The sequence below is a fragment of the Otoolea muris genome (assembly GCF_943193115.1).
Taxonomy (GTDB): Bacteria; Bacillota; Clostridia; order Lachnospirales; family Lachnospiraceae; genus Otoolea; species Otoolea muris.
Genome location: NZ_CALPCY010000036.1, coordinates 1 through 19,365, shown reverse-complemented (window position 1 = coordinate 19,365; position 19,365 = coordinate 1). Strand labels below are relative to the sequence as shown.

Sequence of the window (19,365 nt, the reverse complement as noted above, 5' to 3'; positions counted from 1 at the left end):
AATTTTGCATGGGAAATAGCTTCGATGTAAATATGAATGAGTATCTCCCGCTTCGGGACGTGGTGTTTAACACGCTCAGGCAGGCGATATTAAAAGGAGAGCTGGCTCCGGGGGAACGGCTTATGGAGATCCAGCTTGCCGAAAAGCTGGGGGTGAGCCGGACGCCGATCCGCGAGGCGATCCGCAAGCTTGAGCTTGAGGGGCTGGTGCTCATGATACCAAGAAAAGGGGCGGAAGTAGCGAAGATTTCCGAGAAGAGCTTAAAGGATGTCCTGGAGGTGCGCCGTTCGCTGGAGGAGCTGGCCATTGAGCTGGCATGCCAGCGCATAAGCGATACGGATATGGAGGACATGGATGCGGCCCAGGCGGCTTTTCGGGATGCGATTGCGAAAGGGGACGCCATGGAGATTGCGGAGACAGACGAGGCATATCACGATGTGATATATAATTGCACGAGAAATACGCGGCTGGTTCAGATTTTAAATAACTTAAGGGAGCAGATGTATCGTTTTCGTTTAGAATATATTAAAGATGAGGACAAGCGCCAGATTCTTCTCATTGAACATGAGAAGATATTAAAGGCGCTGCGCAGCCGCCATGTGGCGGAGGCGAGGGCGGCGGTGCGCGAACATATTGATAATCAGGAGATTACGGTTCTGAAGAAATTAAAGGAGCAGGAAGAATGACATTTAAAGAAGCATATCTGACAGGCCGGATTGAATTCGGTGAGATTGACGGCTATATTGAAACATGGAACCGTTCCGACGGGGAACAGACGCTGGCTGCTTTTCTGGGGCTTTCAGGGGAAGAAGAGGACGCCTGGATCGAGGAGAGCGACGACGCGTTAAAGAAGCTTCTGGATGCCCGCGGGAAGGTGGCGGGGACTCCGGTGCTTCTCGGAAAGACCGGGATTATGGTCAATAAGAACGGCTTCGGCGCGCTTCCCATCCAGAGGATTTCCAGGGAAGAGGCCGCGCGCCTTCTCAGGAAAGCATATGAAGGCGGAATCCGCTTTTTTGACACGGCCCGTTTTTATACGGACAGCGAGGAGAAAATCGGCTATGCGCTGAGCGGTGTGCGGGATCAGATTTACATTGCCACCAAAACGGGGGCTGTGGACGCAGAGGGCTTCTGGAAGGATCTGGAGACAAGCCTGCGCAATCTAAAGACCGACTGCGTGGATTTATACCAGTTCCACAACCCGCCGTTCTGCCCGAAGCCGGGAGACGGCAGCGGCCTGTATGAGGCCATGCTAAAGGCCAGGGAACAGGGAAAGATCCGCTATATCGGCATAACCAACCACAGGATGGCCGTGGCGGAGGAGGCGGTGGAGTCCGGCCTTTACGCAGCGCTCCAGTTTCCGTTTAACTGCCTGTCCACAGAGCGGGAGAGAGCGCTGGCAGAGGCGTGCCGCAGGCAGAACATGGGCTTTATTGCCATGAAGGCCCTTTCCGGAGGGCTTCTGACCAACTCGGCGGCGGCGTATGCGTATATCGATCAGTTTGACAATGTGCTCCCCATCTGGGGCATTCAGAGAGAAAGCGAGCTGGACGAATTTTTAAGCTATATTGACAATCCTCCGCAGATGACAGAGGAGCTTAAGGCCGTGATCGAAGCGGATCAGAAGGCGCTTTCGGGCGAATTCTGCCGCGGCTGCGGATACTGTATGCCATGCCCGGCAGGGATCGAGATCAATAACTGCGCCAGGATGTCCCTGCTGCTCCGGCGCTCTCCGTCAGAGAGCCACTTATCAGAGGCGGGACAGGCGAAGATGAAGAAGATCGAGGGCTGCCTGCACTGCGGCGCGTGCAAATCCAAATGTCCCTACGGCCTTGACACGCCGAAGCTTTTGGAGGAGAATTATAAGGATTATATGGAAGTTCTGGCCGGAAAGGCATAAGGCGGCCTGCGCGTCAGAGAATCTGACGAAATTATAACAACAATTAAAATTGTATAAATTATACATCCATCTATTGACAAAGTGACAGGCTGTCACTATAATAATGACAGCCTGTCACTTTTCTGCTTTTATACATTGAAGACAAACGGGCAGGTTTATCGTTTTATAGGGGAGGGGCAGACTATGCCGACGGAACGTTTTTACAGGCTTCCGGAAGAGAAAAAGCGGATAATTCGGGACGCGGCCTTTAAGGAATTCGCCAGGGTCCCGATCGATAAGGTCTCGATCAATCAGATTATCAAGGAAGCGGATATCTCCAGGGGCAGCTTTTATACGTATTTTGAGGATAAGTGGGATGTGCTGGGGTACATATTTGAGGAGAGCCAGGCCCGCATCCACACCTTGTGCAGCATTTACCTGGAGGAGTCCGGGGGCGACATATGGTATATGCTGGAGCGGGTTATGGACTGCCTTCTGGAAACCTGCTCCGAGAAGGAGAAATTTGATTTTATCAAAAACGCCCTCAGCCATGCGAGCTCTGACGAGCTGGTAAGCGGCCTTTCCGGCTCAAAGCAGGAGTGCGACCGCTTAAATGACGAGCTTCTGCGCCATATTTTTTCGCATTATAATAAAGAGCAGCTCCGGCCAATGGAATACAGGGAATTTTTTGCTTTTTTCCAGCTTGCGATGTTTGCGATTGCGGTTGAGATAAAGAGCTTTTTTGAGGGAACGTCCGTGGAAGAGATAAGAAAGAGCTTTACGCTGCGGATAGATATCCTGCGGCGCGGCGTCTGTCCGCTTACGTCCGGGGATGCATGACAGTGCGGCCGGGATTCCCGGGCGGCTGCCATACGGCAAATCGAAACTGCATAGAATTTTATTTATAGATTTAACAAAGCGTCAATGGCGCGGAGGCAAGCGGTATAAAAGGCTGCCGCCCAACGCCGAAACAGGAGGGAAAGATGAAAAAAAGAGGTGTGATCATTACAATTGTAGTGGTTGTGGCGGCTGTGGCGATGATAGCGCCGCGGTTTTTAAGACCAAAGGAGGAGGTGGCGGCGGCTTCTCTTCCCGTGGTATCGGTAGAAAAGCCGAGGATGGGCAGCCTTGAGATCCAGACCGGGCTGACGGGTTCTGTGGAGCCGTCGGATATGGTCTACGTGATTCCGAAGGCGGCCGGCGAGGTGACGCAGGTTTACGTCAAGGCCGGAGACTTCGTCCAGGAGGGGCAGAAGCTTCTGGATATTGACACAAAGCAGGTGGAAGGGGCAAAGATCAATCTTGATACAGCGGCGGTGTCCTTACAGGACGCCAACACGAACCTTCAGAGAATGACGGTCCTGTACCAGAGCGGCGATATCTCCCGGCAGCAGTTTGAGCAGATCCAGTCAAGCGCGAGGATGGCAAAGCTGCAGTATGACGGGGCGAAGCTGGCATATGACAACCAGATTGAATTCAGCTCCATCACAGCGCCCATAAGCGGCCTGGTAGAGAGCTTTAATGTGGAGATCCATGACAATGTGGCCCAGTCGAATACGCTGTGCGTGATTTCCGGCAAGGGCACAAAGGCGGTTTCCTTTAATGTGACGGAGCGGGTGCTGGAGGGACTCCATGTCGGGGATTCTATCACTGTAGAGAAAAACGGGAGCGAATACCGCGGCGCGATCTCAGAGATCAGCTCCATGGTGGATGCAGCCACGGGCCTTTTCAAGGTAAAGGCATCCTTAGAGAATGCGGACAGCCTGGCGACAGGGGCGCAGGTAAAGCTCTATGTGACCTCCGAGCGGGCGGATCAGGCGATGCTGATTCCGACGGACGCCGTATATTATGAGGGCGGCCAGTCCATGGTGTACTTATACAAGGACGGCGCGGTCACAGAGCAGGCGGTGGAGGTCGGCGTTTATGACGCGGAGCAGACGCAGATTACGGGCGGGCTGACCATAGAGGACGATGTGATTGTGACCTGGAGCTCCGAGCTGTTTGAGGGCTCTGAGGTGGAGCTTTACACAGGCGCCTCTCCCAGCGGCGGGCAGGAGACAGCCGCAGAGGAGAGCGGGGAAGAAGAGACAGAGGCAGAACAGTAAGGAGGCCAATCGATGGGATTAACAAAAGGCGTCCTGAAGCGCCCTGTTACAACAGTACTGGTAGTTTTATGTCTGATTGTATTCGGATTAACATCTGTATTTTCCTCCAAGCTGGAGCTGACTCCGGAGATGGAGATGCCGATGATGGTGGTGTTTGCCGTCTATCCGGGCGCAAACCCGGAGGATGTGGATGAGCTGGTGACCAGGCCGATTGAGGATGAGATCGGAACGTTAAACGGCATCAAGTCTGTAAACAGCTATTCCAATGAAAACATGTCCATGGTGCTTTTACAGTACGAATACGGCACGGACATGGATAAGGCGTATTCGGATTTGAAGAAAAAAACGGACGCCATGCAGCGTTCTCTGCCTGATGATGTGGAAACGCCGACGATTATGGAATTCAACATCAACGATCAGGCCACGATGACCCTGGCGGTCAATAATGACAAGGCGGAGAACCTTTATAACTTTGTTGATAAAAAGATCGTGCCGGAGCTTGAGAAGATTTCTTCGGTTGCCAGTGTGGATATCAGCGGCGGCCGCGAGGAATACATAAAGGTGGAGGTGATTCCGGAGCGGTTAAAGCAGTACCATTTAAGCATCAGCCAGGTCGCGACGGCCGTGGCGTCCGCGGATCTGGCGTATCCGGCCGGGAGCACGGAGGTGGGCAGCCAGAGCCTTTCCGTGACCACAGGCGTGGATTTTAAGGATATGGAAAGCCTGAAGCGGATTCCGATCAACCTGGGAAACGGCAATACCATTTACGTTCAGGATGTGGCGAATGTATACTCCACCTTAAAGGACGCCGCGGGTATCGGGCGCTATAACGGGGCGGATACCGTGGTGCTGGGCGTGAAAAAGCAGCAGAAGAGCTCTGCCGGGGAGGTTTCCAAAGCGGTCAGCAGCACGGTTTCGCGGCTTCTTGCGGAGAACCGCAGCTTAGAGATCATCGTGGTGGATGACAACAGCGATATGATCAACAGCTCCCTTGAGAGCGTGCTGCAGACCATGATCGCGGCGGTTATCGTTTCCATGGTCATTATTTTCCTGTTCTTCGGAGATTTCAAGGCGTCCATGATTGTCGGGACATCGATTCCGATTTCCATTCTGGCGGCGCTTGTGATGATGAAGGTCATGGGCTTTTCGCTGAATGTGATCACGCTGGGCAGCCTGGTTCTGGGCGTCGGCATGATGGTGGATAACTCGATTGTAGTTCTGGAGAGCTGTTTCCGCTCCACAAAGGGCAAGGGCTTCAGCGAGTTCCATAAAGCGGCTCTGGAGGGAAGCGGGATTGTGATCCAGTCCATCATCGGCTCCACCGTCACGACGTGCGTGGTATTTCTGCCGCTGGCGCTTTTGTCCGGCATGACGGGGCAGATGTTTAAGCCCCTTGGCTTTACGATTGTATTCTGTATGCTGGCTTCCCTGATCTCTGCGATGACGATCGTGCCGCTCTGCTATACCATGTACCGGCCGCAGGAGAAGACGACCGCTCCTTTATCGGGCCTGGTTGCGGGCATGCAGGCGTGGTACCGGGGCATTATGAGCGGGCTTATCAGGAAGAGAAAAACGGTTATGCTTACCTCCATTCTCCTTCTGTTCGGCGCGATTTTCCTGGCCACTCAGATTAAGACAGAGCTGATGCCGGCCAATGATCAGGGAACCATACGTGTTTCGGCAGAGCTGCGGCCGGGTTTAAGCGTTGAGAAGGCGGATGAGATCCTGACTGAGATTGAAAGCTTTATCAGCAGGGACGAGGATGTGGAGTCCTACATGGTTTCCTACGGCAGCAGCGGCTTAAGCATGGGAGGCGGATCCTCCGCGACGCTGACAGCGTACTTAAAGGATGACCGCAGGCGGGAGACAGACGAGGTGGTAAAGGAATGGAGGCCGGTCCTGACGGCGATTCCGCAGACGAATGTGACGATTTCCTCCCAGAGTTCTATGAGTATGATGGGAGGCGGAAATGACGGGGTAGAGTTTATTCTCCAGGGCACGCAGTATGACGAGCTGAAAGAAGCCTCGGACAGGATCGTGCAGGGCTTAAAAGACCGGCCGGAGGTTACAAGAATACACTCCACGCTGGAAAACTCGGCTCCGGTTGTGAAGATCGAGGTGGATCCCTTAAAAGCCGCCGCCGAGGGTCTTTCCCCGGCGCAGGTGGGCGCGGCGGTCAATATGATGCTGAGCGGAAACGAGGCCACGACGCTGGATGTGGACGGCGCGGAGGTGAGCGTTATGGTGGAGTATCCGGACGGGGAGTATGAGCGGATTGACCAGGTAAAGAGCATTGTTCTGGATCTGCCCTCCGGCGGATCCGTGGCTCTGGCCGATATCGCGGATATCTATTTCAAAGACAGCCCGCAGAACATTGTCCGGGCGGATAAAGAATACCAGGTGACGATCACAGGAGATTTTACAAAAGGAATTATTGCGGACGATCAGGACAGACTGGAGACGCAGATCTACAAAGAGGTGGTTGTTCCGAACTTATCGACAAGTATTTCCAGAGCACAGAACAGCATGGACGAGGCGATGATGGAGGAATTCAGCGCCCTGTTTGGGGCCATCGGCCTGGCGGTTTTCCTGATTTTTGTGGTCATGGCGGCTCAGTTTGAATCGCCGAAATTCTCTCTGATGGTGATGACCACGATCCCGTTCAGCCTGATCGGATCCTTTGGTTTCCTGTTCCTGGCGGACGCCACGATCAGCATGACCTCCCTTCTGGGTTTTCTGATGCTGGTGGGAACCGTTGTAAATAACGGTATCCTCTATGTGGATACCGCAAACCAGTACCGCGCGGAGATGGATCGCGAAACCGCGCTGATCGAGGCCGGCGCGACGCGTCTTAGGCCGATTCTCATGACGACGCTGACCACGATCGTGGCCATGATTCCCATGGCGGCCGGATACGGGGACAGCGGCGAGATGATGCAGGGCATGGCCCTGGTAAATGTGGGCGGCCTGGTGGCCTCCACGGTCCTGTCGCTTCTGATGCTGCCGGTATACTACATAATCATGAGCCGGAAGCAGAAGGCGGAGCTTGATCTGGACTGATGGGCTTGTTTTATGGAACCGTCCCTGTTTTATGGACGGTTCCGTGTTAAAATTTTAAGACACACTCCAGAGCGTTACAGTGCGAAGGCGGCGGGAGACAGGCCGGCGGCTGGCAGAGTAACGGCGCATGGATGAAGCGAGGTGAAGAGGATGAAGACGAAAAAGCGGGCTGCAGCCGCGGCCCTGGCCGTTTCGCTGGCTGCCGCATTTCCGCTTAGCGGATACGCGGATGTGAACCCAATCATGGGCGATATGAACTCCGGAGGGGAAGAGAGCGGGGGAGCCGGCCCTTCCATCGATGATCAGATTGGAGCGGTAAAGCCAAAGGATCAGCTCATTGACAAGGAGCTCTTAACCCAGAACCGCCTGGAATACCGGGAGATTGGCAGCCGTATCGAATATTATAATAAGGATTACAGAAACGCAAAAACGCAGCTTTTGAACGCATACCTTTCTCTGGACACGGCCGGCGCTCTGACGCAGGAGGCCAACGAGCTGATGGAGGAGGCAAAGGATTTTAAGTATGACGACATGACGCCTGAGGACAGGGAGTATTATGAATGGTATAAGGATGCGGTGCAGGAGCTGCGCAGGCAGGCGCAGAAGATAACGAACGCGGATCTTCCCGGCAGCGCGGAGCGCACGCTGCGCCTGGCCAGGAGGAACTTAACGAGAGCGGTGGAGATGCTTTTGATCACCTACCAGACGACCGAGGCCCGGACCGCCGTGGCCGATAAAAACGTAGAGCTGGCCGCGGCCATGCTCTCCTCAAAGGAGCGGATGGCTTCCCTGGGCATGAGCTCCGCCCAGGAGGTCCTGGCCGCAAAAGAAGGGCTTTTAGAGGCCCAGAACAGCGCCCAGACGGCGCACGCAGGGCTTTTGAACATGCGGCAGAATATATTAATCATGCTCGGCTGGAGCGGCGGCGATCAGGTGGAATTCGCCCCCATCGGGGATCCGGATCTGAGCCGGCTTGCGGCCATGAACCTGGAGGAGGATAAGAAGGCCGCGATTTCAGCCAATACGGACTTATATGAGCTCAGAAGCTCCGGAGCGTCCGGTTCCGCGGGGCGGAAGATAAAGGAGCGCAATGTCTCCTCCGCGCAGCAGAATGTGGCGATCGAGATGGAACGGCTGTATACGGAAGTGGCGGCCAAAAAACAGGCGTACGACGCGGCCTGCACGGAGTTCGCGGCCGCTTCGCAGAACATGGACGCGGCAAACCGCAAACATTCCCTTGGCATGATGGGCGAGCTGGAGTACCTGGGGGCGCAGCTTTCATACTTAAACTCGGAGGCTGGCCGCACTGGCGCTTCCCTGGAGCTTTTTAAGGCCATGGAAGACTATGACTGGGCTGTCAACGGCCTGATTGGCTCGAATGGAGGTTGAATATGATGAAACGACATAAACGCATCCTGGCGCTTACCACGGCGGCCGTCCTGTCGGCCTTCCCGCCGGCGGCGGCCTTTGCCGACAGCCCGGAATTTGCCTATGACGAGGCGACCTGGGCAAGGCTTAGGGATAACGTGATGGAATACGATGAGCTTCCCATGCTGGTGGAAGAATATAATCCGACCTATTTAAATAACCAGACCTCGTACCGCGACAACCGCACGCGCGACAACGCGAGGGAGATGAGGGATAAACAGCTTGACAACGCGAACGACGCCTACGACGCGGCCGAGAACCTGCGCAGCCAGGCAGAGGATATGCGCGATCAGGCGGAGGCGCTTTTGGGAGATCCATATATGGCGGCGGGAATGTCTTCCGCGCTGCCGTCCATGGCTTCCGCCTACTCGGGCCTCATGTCAGCCGCGGCCATGACGGAGCAGGGGGCCCTGCGGACGGAACAGTCGGCGAAAGCCTCGTATGTGGACAGCGAGATGGAGAGCCTGGATTACCAGAACAACCAGAAGGCGCTTATCGTCCAGACGCAGGGGCTGTTTGCTTCCTACAACCTGACGCGCAAGAGCGTGGCGGCCATTGCCAAAAATATCGAGCTGTCCCAGGCAAGCCTGGGCGCTCTGGAGCGCCAGGTGCAGATCGGCATGGCGACGCAGGCGGAGCTTTTAAACGCGAGGCAGGCGCTTCAGGCGGCGCAGTCCACCTTTACCCAGACGCAGGCAACGCTGGAATCCCTGCGCCAGCAGCTCTGCATGATGACCGGGTGGCAGTATAATGATCAACCGGAGATTCAGGACCTGCCAAGGGCAAACCAGGCCAGGATTGACGCCATGAATCCGGACGCGGACAGCCAGGCGGCGCTGGAAAACAATTTAAAGCTCAAATATAACCGCCGCGCGCTCTCCAACATGTCGGACGGATCAGCGGATAAAAAGAATATGGAGCGGACGATCCAGAACCAGGAGGAGACGATCCGCGCGAATGTCCGCAATCTGTACAATGACGCGCTCCAGAAGCGGATCGCGCTGCAGCTCGCCGAAGCCGCGCTGGCCGCTGAGAATACGTCCATGAACGCGGCGAATACGAAATACCAGCTTGGCATGATCAGCAATCTGGAATATATACAGGCGCAGTCCTCCCTTCTGGGAAAGCAGATCGAGCTGGAGACAGCGGATATGAACCTGCAGCAGGCGATAGAGACGTATGAGTGGGCGTTGAAGGGGTATATGAGTTAAGGGAAAACGCTGGTATGGGCGGTTTTTCGGAAAGTAAAAATTACTCTGAGGATGAAAAGAGGCGCTTCCGCAGTTGGGAGCGCCTTTAAATAAACTGCTCCGCACTTTGTGCTCCCGCAATCCTCAAAAACATTCAAAATCCGCCCTGATCGGGCGCCTTTTTCATGTTTTTGGCGGGCCCCCATGGCTCCATCAGGGCGTCCCCTTCCTCCCCAATATTTCCGCCAGCCAAAACGTAACGCGCACGCCGGAAGCCGCCTCCTGTTCCAGCTCCAGCTCGCGTTCCCCAAATATAAGTGTTTTCGCCCCGCAAAGAGAGCCGCGGTCATCCTCAGGAACCAGCGCCTTCAGCTCCTCCTTAGAGTCCGGAGACAATTCCCCCGAAGAGGCGATACCGGAAAAGCAAAGAGGCGGGTACAGCACGCACCACCAGTTTTTGCCGGTTCCCCTGCCAAGAAGCACACGCACCGCGTCATACGAACCGCAGGGAAGCGTAATATCCCCATACTGACGGGTCGGAAAATAGCACTGTTCCAGCCGTATAGCGGCAGAGTACGGAAATCCTTTAGAAAACATATAATTCTCCGCCGCCCGTTCTAATTTAACGTGATGCCGCGCAATAAAGTCCGCGATCATTTCCTTTGAAAAGCGCCCCTCTGCGAGCGGGGAAGCATCCGTTTCAGCGCAGAGCTCCCGGTAAATCAAATCCAGCAAAAAATCACGCACCTCCAGCTTCAGCGCCTGATCCTCCGGCGAATTACTGTTTGCCAGAACATGAAACCGCAGGATATCAGGGGCCAGGCGGGCCGCCTGCGCTTCCTGGGAAAGCCTTGCATATGTAAAAACCAAAAGCAGCGCCGTAATAAAGAAAAAAGGCGCTGACGTTTTCCAAACAGGCAGTTTCCATAATGGGCGCCGCTTCATATAATAAACAGAACGTTTCATAAAAATAATCCTCCTGATGATTGTTAAAAAATATAAATACCCGGTGTTGGACGGCGTGAGAACAATAACAAAGGCGCCAACGTATTTCTTAAAATTTTCAATCTTTCACCCCAAGTATTGACACCTGTGATATAATCTAAACACTGGAATTTCTGGAATAATAAGAAAGGCGGACAGAACAATGAAAAAAAAGGTTCTGGTTATTTTTGGAGGACAGTCCTCAGAGCATATCGTTTCCTGCATGTCGGCTGTCAATGTAATCAATCAGATAGACCGGGTCGCCTATGACGTCGTGCTCACAGGCATTACCGAAGAGGGAAAATGGCTTTTAGTGGACAGCGCGTCCCGGATAGAGGATGAAACCTGGCGGCAGGGAACTGTAAGGGCTGCGCTTTCTCCTGACGCAGTCGATCACGGTTTGCTCATCACTGACGGAGAGCATACCAGAAAAGAGCGCGTGGACGTGGTATTCCCGGTTCTTCACGGCCTGTACGGGGAGGACGGGACGATTCAGGGGCTGTGCGAGCTGGCGAGGATCCCCTATGTGGGATGCGGGGTGCTGGCAAGCGCCGTATCCATGGATAAGCTGTATACAAAGATCATCGCAGATCGCCTGGGCATCTGTCAGGCCGCATACGAACCGGTAGACAGGGGAGAGCTGTCCGATATGGACAGCGTTGTCAGGCGGATCGAGGCGCGGTTCCCCTATCCGGTATTTATCAAACCGTCCAACGCGGGCTCCTCAAGGGGCGTTTCCAGGGCAAAGGACAGGGAAGCGCTCAAGGCTGGCCTCTTAGAGGCGGCGCGCCATGACAGAAAGCTCCTTGTCGAAGAAGAGATCCGGGGGCATGAGGTGGAGTGCGCCGTATTCGGAGGAGGAGCAGAGCCGGCGCTGGCCTCCGGCGTCGGGGAGATACTGGCCGGCGCGGATTTCTATGATTTTGACGCCAAATATTTCAACGCGGAGTCAAAAACCGTTCTGGATCCAAAGCTCCCGGAGGGCTCTGCCGAGGAAGTCAGGAAAGCGGCGGCGGCGGTGTTTGCCGCGGTCGATGGATACGGCCTGTCAAGAGTGGACTTTTTTGTGACAGAGGAGGGCAGGGTGGTATTTAATGAAATCAACACCATGCCGGGATTTACGGCGATCAGCATGTATCCCATGCTGTTTGAGGCAGCGGGGATCAGCAGGACGGATCTGGTTACGAGGCTGATTGAGCATGGTTTAAAGCGGTTTGATGCATAAAAGATGCGCTCTCGTCGCTCTGCGCCTGTTTTGGCGGCTGTAGCGGGATTTTGGGAGTACATAGAGATGTACTCTCGGAATCTCTCTGCACCTGCTTTTGCGTCTGATTTTCCGCCAGATGCACCCAAATTTAATCAACGTACGCTCCACGTACGCCTCATAAATTTGTGCAAATCTGACAAAAAATCATCTCACAAAATCAGGCACAGCGAGATTCCGAGAGTACATAGAGGAAATGGGGAGGAAGGATATGGACAGAAACGCACCGATAGGAGTTTTTGATTCAGGGATTGGCGGCCTGACGGTGGCAAGGGAGATCATGCGCCAGATGCCGAAGGAGCGGATGGTGTATTTTGGGGATACGGCGAGACTTCCGTATGGAAGTAAATCACAGGATACGGTTATCCGCTATTCCCGGCAGATTATCCGGTTTTTAAGGACGCAGGACGTAAAAGCGATCGTGATTGCCTGCAATACGGCTTCGGCCTGCGCGCTGGAGGCCGTAAAGAGCGACCTCGATATTCCGATCATCGGCGTGATCTACGCCGGGGTGCGGGCGGCGGCAAAGGCCACGAGAAACGGCAAGATTGGCGTGATCGGCACAGAGGCCACGATCCGCAGCAATGTATATACCCGGGCGCTGAAACAGCAGCGCGCGGATCTCGAGATCATCGGGAAGCCGTGTCCGCTGTTTGTGCCCCTGGTGGAGGAAGGGCTCTGGCATGATTCCATCACCGACGAGGTGGCTTCCCGCTATTTATCGAGCTTAAAGGGGAAATACATCGACACTCTTGTGATGGGCTGCACGCATTACCCGCTGCTTCGCTCCACCTTCCGGCGTGTCATGGGCGAGGAGGTCGCGCTGATCAATCCGGCCTATGAGACGGCGATTGAGCTGAAAGAGCTTCTGGAGGAGAACGGAATGTCCTGTACGCAGGAGCCGGGTGAGGAGCAGTATCATTTCTTTGTCAGCGACCGCGCGGAGAACTTTACAAATTTTGCAACTGCGATTCTTTCCAATGAGATTAAGGAGACAAAGCAGATCAATATCGAGGAGTATTGAGATGACAAAGGATGTGCTTGTAAATATCACCGGGGCGCACATGGCGGACGGGCAGACCGACGATATTTCACTTATAACGGCAGGGACCTATTACCTGAAAAACGGTAAGCATTACATCATATATGAAGAAGCCCCGGAGGACGGATCCGGGGCGATCCGCAATACCATCAAGATTGGAAAGGGCAAAATCGAGATGATTAAGAATCTGGATGTGCGGACGCATATGATATTCGAGGAAGACAAAACAAATGTGAGCTGCTTTGTGACGCCCTTTGGGCAGATGATGGTAGGCGTGTCCACGGATCGCATACAGATGGAGGAGCAGCCGGACAGGCTCAAAGTAAAAATTGATTACACGCTGGAGGTAAACTATCAAAAGATGTCCCAGTGCCACATCGACATCGAGGTCAGCTCCAGGGCGTCAGCCAGCTTAAACCTGTCCGGAAAGCAGGAGGAGCCGGAGGAACAGGCAGGCAAGGGAGCGCAGGGGCAGTAAAACAGCCGGCAAATAAGCGGAGGTTATAAAGCCGGAAATGCTGCCGCGCCTTTTGATGATCCATCATTGGCGCGGCAGCATTTTCTTGAAAAATAGGCTATTATGAAATTATTAAGCTTTCTTCGGCCCCTTGTCTTTTTTAAAGCGGGCGAAAAAGCCCTTTTTCTTCGGCAGGGGCGGAATGCCGCCGCGGACAGACTTTACATCCGTTATGTAAAGCCCGCTGATGATGACCTTGGCCTCCGTCTTTGTGGGGAGCTGCAAGAACGCCTTCTCATCCGCAATCAGAGTCATAACCTTAGGCCCTATCTTTGCCTTTACAATCGGAAGCTTGGCCCGCCTCATATACCACGGGGTCTGGTCAATCACCATCTTGGGAAGGCCCGATTCCTTAATCTTGAGCTTCTTCTTATCAATCACCAGAATCGAAGCCGTCTGTTTCGCCGCCTCCATCAGGGTCTGCTGCTCCGCCTGCTGCTTCTGAAGCTTGCGCCCGAAGTAGTACAGGACCACCAGGATGACGATCAGCACAATCAGTATGATCAGCAAAATGTTCCAAATCTTCATCAGGGATACCTCCGTAAAAATAACGGCAAGACGCCGCCAGTATTGCTATTATAGCATTACAGGAGGAAAAAGGCAATGCAAAAATCGGGTTCAGGATATAAACCTCTGTTATTCAGAGTTGAACCGGATAAGGCGGTGGAAAATATATGTGATTGCCCTGCTGCCCGTGAGAGGGCCGCCCGAGTCAGATTCTATATAATATTGATATCTTGCCAGTAACGTAGCCAGTGTCAGCTTCTATATCCATAAAGAACCCGTAGAAAACCGCCGGCGCTTAGCGAGGTCTTTTCGGGCTTAGCGTCCGCTGCGCTTTTCTCCGAGCGGAAGCGGGGGATTCTGTTGTATATAGAAGCTGACACTGGCGGCCCCCTCACAATAAACAATGCTCCCCGATTCCTAAATTTTCCAAAATAAATTTATCATAAAATTACCCCGCTCCATATTGACGCCCCGCCCATTCCATGCTATAATGCATCAGAAATGGACAAGGGCGTTCATGAGGCAGAGGCTTCATGGACGCCTTTTCGTTATGCACAGGCCATGGAACAATACCTGGAAAGGAGTGGCGGCCATATGGAAAAAACGGTATATCTTCTTTTGGAAAACGGCGAATACTTTGAGGGAAAAAGCTTTGGCGCTCCTTTGAATGAGGCGGCCGGGGAAGCGGTATTTACCACCGGGATGACGGGATATCTGGAAACGATTACCGATCCGAGCTATTTTGGCCAGATCGTGATTCAGACGTTTCCGATGATTGGAAATTACGGCGTGATCCCGCAGGATTTTGAGAACAGGGAGGTTTATTTATCCGCATATATTGTAAAGGAATGGTGTCAGGATCCCTCGAATTTCAGGAGCAGGGGGAGGCTTGACACCTTTTTTAAGGAGAGGGGCGTGCCGGCGGCTTACGGGATCGATACGAGGAGGCTGGCGAAGCGGATCCGGGAGGCGGGAGTTATGAATGCGAGGCTGACGGAGAAAAAGCCGCCTTTTTCGGAGGAGGAGCTTGAGGAGCTCCGGGGATTTTGCATTAAAAATGCGGTGGAGACTGTGACGCCAAAAAAGATGCGGTTCTTCCATGCCGAAGGCGCGGCGGAATATAGAGTGGTTTTATGGGATTTCGGGGCTAAGCGGAATATTGAAAGGGAGCTCACGAAACGGGGCTGTGAGGTGGCGGATGCGCCTGCTTTTACAACGGCAGAGGAGATTTTAGCCCTTCATCCGGACGGGATTATGCTTTCTAACGGCCCCGGGAACCCGGAGGACAATCCATCGGTGATTGAGGAGATCCGGAAGGTGTCAGAGACGGGGATCCCGGTCTTTGGGATCTGCCTTGGGCATCAGCTTTTTGCGCTGGCGCGCGGGGGGCGCACATGCAAGATGAGATACGGGCACAGGGGGGCCAATCATCCGGTGAAGGACCTGCAGACGGGCCGCGTCTATATCAGCAGCCAGAATCACGGCTACGAGGTTTTGAGCAGCAGCCTGCCGGAGGCGGGGGAGGTGACATTTGTCAATGTAAATGATCACACCTGCGAGGGGATCACATGGCATGATGTCCCGGCCTTTACGGTGCAGTTTCACCCTGAGGCGTGCGCCGGGCCGAAGGATACTGAGGAGCTGTTCGGGCGCTTTATCCGGATGATGAGAGCGTATAAGGCAGAAAAAACAGAAGGGGAAGGCTATGAAACGCCTCCGGCAGATGGGGCCGCAAAAACCGGGAGAGGGGAGGATGAAGGGTTATGCCATTGAACAGGAAGCTTAAAAAGGTCATGGTGATCGGTTCGGGGCCGATCGTGATCGGCCAGGCGGCGGAATTTGACTACGCGGGGACACAGGCATGCCGGGCGCTGAAGGAGGAGGGGCTGGAGGTGGTGCTGGTGAATTCCAACCCAGCGACGATCATGACGGACAGGGCCATCGCGGACGAGGTTTATATTGAGCCGCTGACGCTTGAGACAGTCAGGCGGATTATTGACAGGGAGCGGCCGGACAGCATCCTGTCCACCCTGGGCGGTCAGACGGGGCTCACGCTGTCCATGGAGCTTGCGAAGACGGGATTTCTGGAAAGCCGTGGCGTCGCGCTCCTCGGGGCCTCGCCGGAGACAATTGATAAGGCGGAGGATCGCCAGCGGTTCAAGGATACCATGGAGGCCATCGGCGAGCCGGTGATCCCCTCAGAGGTCGTGACCGGGGTGGAGGAGGCCGTCGCCTTTGCAGGAAAAATCTCCTATCCGGTGATCGTGCGCCCTGCCTTTACGCTCGGCGGCACGGGGGGCGGGATTGCTGCAGATGAGGAGCAGCTTCGCGAAATTGCGCTGGCGGGCTTAAGGCTTTCCCCCATTGGGCAGATTCTGGTGGAAAAATGCATCGCGGGCTGGAAGGAGATCGAGTTTGAGGTCATGCGCGACGGCGCGGGAAATGCGCTCACGGTCTGCTCCATGGAAAACTTTGATCCCGTGGGAATCCATACCGGTGACTCCATTGTGATCGCCCCGGCTGTGACGCTGGCGGATAAGGAGTACCAGATGTTGCGCTCAGCGGCCCTGCATATCATTGAGGCCATGGGGATTGAGGGCGGCTGCAACTGCCAGTTCGCCTTACATCCCGAGAGCTTTCAATACGCGGTGATCGAGGTGAATCCCAGGGTATCCCGCTCGTCAGCCCTGGCCTCCAAGGCTACCGGCTACCCGATCGCCCGCGTGGCGGCCAAAATCGCGATCGGCTACCGCCTGGACGAGCTGCCGAATGAGGTGACGGGGGAGACGATGGCCTGCTTTGAGCCAGCGCTTGACTATGTGGCGGTCAAATTTCCGAAATGGCCCTTTGACAAGTTCGTGTACGGCAAACGGCGTCTGGGCACGCAGATGAAGGCCACGGGCGAGGTCATGGCCATTGGCCGCAATTTCGAGCAGGCGCTATTAAAGGCTGTCCGCGGGGCGGAAATCTCGCAGAACAGCCTGAATATGAGAAAAATGGAGACGCTTGGCGACGGAGAGCTGACGGAGAAGATCCTGTCGCAGGATGACGAGCGCATCTTTGCCATTTATGAGAGCATGAAACGCGGGAAAAGCGTGGATGAAATCCATGCGCTGACCGGGATTGACGAGTGGTTTTTACATAAGCTGTCCCATCTGCTCTGCCTCGAACGGCGCATGCGGGAGGAACCGTTTACAGAGGAGCTCCATATGGAAGCCAGGCAGTACGGCTTTCCGGATCAGGTGATTAAAGGGCTGACGGGTATGGAAAACATCGCGCATATCCCGGCCTGCTACCGCATGGTGGATACGTGCAGCGCGGAATTTGCGGCCAGCACGCCGTATTTTTACAGCTCCTTTGTGGAGGAGGACGAGGCGGGGGAATTTATCCGGGCGCATCAGAGCGGGAAGCCGGTGGTGATGGTATTCGGCTCCGGGCCGATCCGGATCGGGCAGGGGATTGAGTTTGATTTCGCCTCCGTGCACTGCGTCTGGTCCTTAAAACGGGCCGGCTATGAGGTGGTGATTGTCAATAATAACCCGGAAACGGTGTCCACAGACTTTAATGTGGCGGACCGCCTGTATTTTGAGCCGCTGACGCCGGAAGATGTGCTGGACATCATCCGCATCGAACAGCCGATCGGCGCGGTTGTGGCCTTTGGCGGCCAGACGGCGATCCGCCTGACGGGATGCCTTGTGGAGAACCATATCCCGGTTCTGGGAACCCCGGCGGACAGCATCGATATGGCCGAGGACCGCGGGCGTTTTAACGCGCTGCTGAAAAAGCTGAACATGAAACAGCCGGACGGCGATACGGTCCATACAGAGGAGGAGGCGGTGCGGGCGGCGAACCGGCTGGGCTATCCCGTTTTAGTGCGCCCCAGCTATGTCCTGGGGGGCCAGAACATGATCATTGCCTACAATGACAGCGACATCCGCGAATATATGAGGATCATTCTCTCGCATGCGGTTGAAAACGCCATTTTAATTGACAAATACCTGATGGGAACCGAGCTGGAGGTGGACGCGATCTGCGACGGCGCGGATGTGCTGATTCCGGGCATTATGGAGCATATCGAGCGGGCGGGCGTGCATTCCGGCGACTCGATCGCCGTGTATCCGGCCTTTATGCTGACCGAAAGCCAGAAGGACCGTCTGGTGGATTACTCCATCCGCCTGGCGCTGGCGCTGGACACCAGGGGGCTGATCAATATCCAGTATGTGCTGCATGAGGATACGATCTATGTGATTGAGGTCAATCCGCGCTCTTCGCGCACGGTGCCGTACATCAGCAAGGTAACAGGCGTTCCCATGGTGGATCTGGCGGCGCGGATCATGATGGGCGGGACTTTAAAGGGCATGGGCTACGAGACGGGGCTCTATCCCTGCTCCCCGTATTATGCAGTCAAGGTCCCGGTCTTTTCCTTTGAAAAGCTCTCGGATGTGGATACACAGCTCGGGCCGGAGATGAAGTCCACAGGGGAGGTGCTGGGGATTGCCAGAAGCATGGAGGAGGCGCTTTACAAGGGCCTGATCGCGGCCGGGTACGTGTTAAAGCGCTCCGGGGGCGTTCTGGTCAGCGTCCGGGATACGGATAAGGGAGACTTAAAGGAGCTCATAAAGGCATATGTGTCCATGGGCTTTACCATTTACGCCACAGAGGGCACGGCCAGCCGTCTGAACCGCTGCGGTATTTCCTCCACGACAGTAAAAAAGCCGAAGGAGGCCGGGACGGACGGGAAGGGGGAGACGACGATTTCCGTGATGGAAAAAGGGCTTATCAGCTACGTCATTTCCACCTCTGCCACAGGGCGGCAGCCGGAGCGAGACAGCGTGCGCATGAGGCGCCGGGCCGTGGAGCTTGGAATACCGTGCCTGACATCCCTCGACACGGCGGCGGTGCTGGCCTTAAGCCTGGAGAGCAGATTTGACGAAGATAATGTGGAGCTGATTGATATCGCCCATATCGCGCACGGGGCGGCGGGAGGCGGGCTGGAAAAGATGGAGGCCCCAAAGGATATCGAGATTCCGGGGTATGTGCTCCAGGAGCAGACGTTTCATTCGCCGGAATTTGCATAATGACGGATCCGCACAGGATTTTGCGGGAGTGCAGCATCAGATAAGGTAACCATCCGGAAGTGCATTTACATGTACTCTCGGAATCTCTCTGCACCTGCCTTTGCGGCTGATTTTCCGCCAGATGCACCCAAATTTAATCAACGCACGCTCCGCGTACGCCTCATAGATTTGTGCGCATCTGACAAAAAATCATCTCACAAAATCAGGCGCAGCGAGATTCCGAGAGTACATTTACATAACTTCTCGGAATCTCAATGAATGTGATTCTAACTGAAAATTGACAACTGAATATCGTGCAGGAAAAGAAATTT

Annotated in this window: 14 protein-coding genes; 12 read left to right on the top strand and 2 right to left on the bottom strand. The window is 54.7% G+C overall.

All coding sequences use genetic code 11. The features are described from left to right. Window positions 1–8 precede the first annotated feature (8 nt). The 7 genes from NFS31_RS18240 (at window position 9) to NFS31_RS18210 (ending at window position 9,683) form a co-directional block, all read left to right on the top strand. Window positions 9–686, top strand: coding sequence for a GntR family transcriptional regulator (locus NFS31_RS18240; protein WP_251498272.1), 678 nt, complete (start codon window positions 9–11; stop codon window positions 684–686). Beyond that, window positions 683–1,900, top strand: a complete 1,218-nt coding sequence (locus NFS31_RS18235; RefSeq protein ID WP_251498269.1) for an aldo/keto reductase — start codon at window positions 683–685, stop codon at window positions 1,898–1,900. Before NFS31_RS18240 ends, NFS31_RS18235 begins: the two co-directional genes overlap by 4 nt. Before the next feature lie 183 nt (window positions 1,901–2,083). Then, on the top strand, window positions 2,084–2,719 hold the full coding sequence (locus NFS31_RS18230) for a TetR/AcrR family transcriptional regulator (RefSeq protein ID WP_251498266.1): 636 nt from the start codon (window positions 2,084–2,086) through the stop codon (window positions 2,717–2,719). Window positions 2,720–2,862: 143 nt separating this feature from the next. Continuing rightward, window positions 2,863–3,984, top strand: a complete 1,122-nt coding sequence (locus NFS31_RS18225; RefSeq protein ID WP_251498263.1) for an efflux RND transporter periplasmic adaptor subunit — start codon at window positions 2,863–2,865, stop codon at window positions 3,982–3,984. A gap of 12 nt (window positions 3,985–3,996) precedes the next feature. After that, window positions 3,997–7,044 carry an efflux RND transporter permease subunit gene (locus NFS31_RS18220; protein WP_251498259.1) on the top strand — a complete coding sequence of 1,016 codons (3,048 nt, stop codon included), beginning with the start codon at window positions 3,997–3,999 and terminating at the stop codon, window positions 7,042–7,044. Between the two features lie 150 nt (window positions 7,045–7,194). Continuing rightward, window positions 7,195–8,433, top strand: a complete 1,239-nt coding sequence (locus NFS31_RS18215) for a TolC family protein (RefSeq protein WP_251498257.1) — start codon at window positions 7,195–7,197, stop codon at window positions 8,431–8,433. A gap of 2 nt (window positions 8,434–8,435) precedes the next feature. Continuing rightward, window positions 8,436–9,683 (top strand): TolC family protein, encoded by a 1,248-nt coding sequence (locus NFS31_RS18210; RefSeq protein ID WP_251498254.1) that lies wholly within the window; start codon window positions 8,436–8,438, stop codon window positions 9,681–9,683. A gap of 192 nt (window positions 9,684–9,875) precedes the next feature. Here NFS31_RS18210 and NFS31_RS18205 read toward each other — a convergent pair whose 3' ends face one another. Next, a complete protein-coding gene (locus NFS31_RS18205) occupies window positions 9,876–10,628 on the bottom strand; it encodes a stage II sporulation protein R (protein WP_251498251.1) in 753 nt (250 codons plus the stop codon). Window positions 10,629–10,809: 181 nt separating this feature from the next. On the opposite strand from NFS31_RS18205, the gene NFS31_RS18200 reads away from it, so the two are divergent. The 3 genes from NFS31_RS18200 to NFS31_RS18190 all read left to right on the top strand — a co-directional run bounded on the left by NFS31_RS18200 (window position 10,810) and on the right by NFS31_RS18190 (window position 13,430). Then, entirely contained in the window at window positions 10,810–11,871 is a 1,062-nt protein-coding gene (locus NFS31_RS18200; protein ID WP_251498248.1) for a D-alanine--D-alanine ligase family protein, read from the top strand. A 250-nt stretch (window positions 11,872–12,121) separates the two neighbouring features. Then, window positions 12,122–12,934, top strand: coding sequence for a glutamate racemase (gene murI, locus NFS31_RS18195; RefSeq protein WP_251498245.1), 813 nt, complete (start codon window positions 12,122–12,124; stop codon window positions 12,932–12,934). Between the two features lies 1 nt (window position 12,935). After that, complete coding sequence (locus NFS31_RS18190) at window positions 12,936–13,430, top strand: YwiB family protein (RefSeq protein ID WP_251498243.1); 495 nt, start codon at window positions 12,936–12,938, stop codon at window positions 13,428–13,430. 111 nt (window positions 13,431–13,541) lie between these two features. Here NFS31_RS18190 and NFS31_RS18185 read toward each other — a convergent pair whose 3' ends face one another. Beyond that, on the bottom strand, window positions 13,542–13,997 hold the full coding sequence (locus NFS31_RS18185; RefSeq protein WP_251498241.1) for a hypothetical protein: 456 nt from the start codon (window positions 13,995–13,997) through the stop codon (window positions 13,542–13,544). A gap of 573 nt (window positions 13,998–14,570) precedes the next feature. On the opposite strand from NFS31_RS18185, the gene NFS31_RS18180 reads away from it, so the two are divergent. Then, a complete protein-coding gene (locus NFS31_RS18180; protein WP_251498239.1) occupies window positions 14,571–15,749 on the top strand; it encodes a carbamoyl phosphate synthase small subunit in 1,179 nt (392 codons plus the stop codon). After that, a complete protein-coding gene (gene carB, locus NFS31_RS18175) occupies window positions 15,740–19,054 on the top strand; it encodes a carbamoyl-phosphate synthase large subunit (protein ID WP_251498237.1) in 3,315 nt (1,104 codons plus the stop codon). The genes NFS31_RS18180 and carB overlap by 10 nt, the downstream gene beginning before the upstream one ends. The last annotated feature ends 311 nt before the right edge of the window (window positions 19,055–19,365 follow it).

What these genes read in the sequence shown, in the direction of transcription:
- NFS31_RS18240 (WP_251498272.1), top strand. Translation starts at nt 9, where the DNA reads ATGGGAAATAGCTTCGATGTAAATATGAATGAGTATCTCCCGCTTCGG.
- NFS31_RS18235 (WP_251498269.1), top strand. Translation starts at nt 683, where the DNA reads ATGACATTTAAAGAAGCATATCTGACAGGCCGGATTGAATTCGGTGAG.
- NFS31_RS18230 (WP_251498266.1), top strand. Translation starts at nt 2,084, where the DNA reads ATGCCGACGGAACGTTTTTACAGGCTTCCGGAAGAGAAAAAGCGGATA.
- NFS31_RS18225 (WP_251498263.1), top strand. Translation starts at nt 2,863, where the DNA reads ATGAAAAAAAGAGGTGTGATCATTACAATTGTAGTGGTTGTGGCGGCT.
- NFS31_RS18220 (WP_251498259.1), top strand. Translation starts at nt 3,997, where the DNA reads ATGGGATTAACAAAAGGCGTCCTGAAGCGCCCTGTTACAACAGTACTG.
- NFS31_RS18215 (WP_251498257.1), top strand. Translation starts at nt 7,195, where the DNA reads ATGAAGACGAAAAAGCGGGCTGCAGCCGCGGCCCTGGCCGTTTCGCTG.
- NFS31_RS18210 (WP_251498254.1), top strand. Translation starts at nt 8,436, where the DNA reads ATGATGAAACGACATAAACGCATCCTGGCGCTTACCACGGCGGCCGTC.
- NFS31_RS18205 (WP_251498251.1), bottom strand. Translation starts at nt 10,628, where the DNA reads ATGAAACGTTCTGTTTATTATATGAAGCGGCGCCCATTATGGAAACTG.
- NFS31_RS18200 (WP_251498248.1), top strand. Translation starts at nt 10,810, where the DNA reads ATGAAAAAAAAGGTTCTGGTTATTTTTGGAGGACAGTCCTCAGAGCAT.
- murI (WP_251498245.1), top strand. Translation starts at nt 12,122, where the DNA reads ATGGACAGAAACGCACCGATAGGAGTTTTTGATTCAGGGATTGGCGGC.
- NFS31_RS18190 (WP_251498243.1), top strand. Translation starts at nt 12,936, where the DNA reads ATGACAAAGGATGTGCTTGTAAATATCACCGGGGCGCACATGGCGGAC.
- NFS31_RS18185 (WP_251498241.1), bottom strand. Translation starts at nt 13,997, where the DNA reads ATGAAGATTTGGAACATTTTGCTGATCATACTGATTGTGCTGATCGTC.
- NFS31_RS18180 (WP_251498239.1), top strand. Translation starts at nt 14,571, where the DNA reads ATGGAAAAAACGGTATATCTTCTTTTGGAAAACGGCGAATACTTTGAG.
- carB (WP_251498237.1), top strand. Translation starts at nt 15,740, where the DNA reads ATGCCATTGAACAGGAAGCTTAAAAAGGTCATGGTGATCGGTTCGGGG.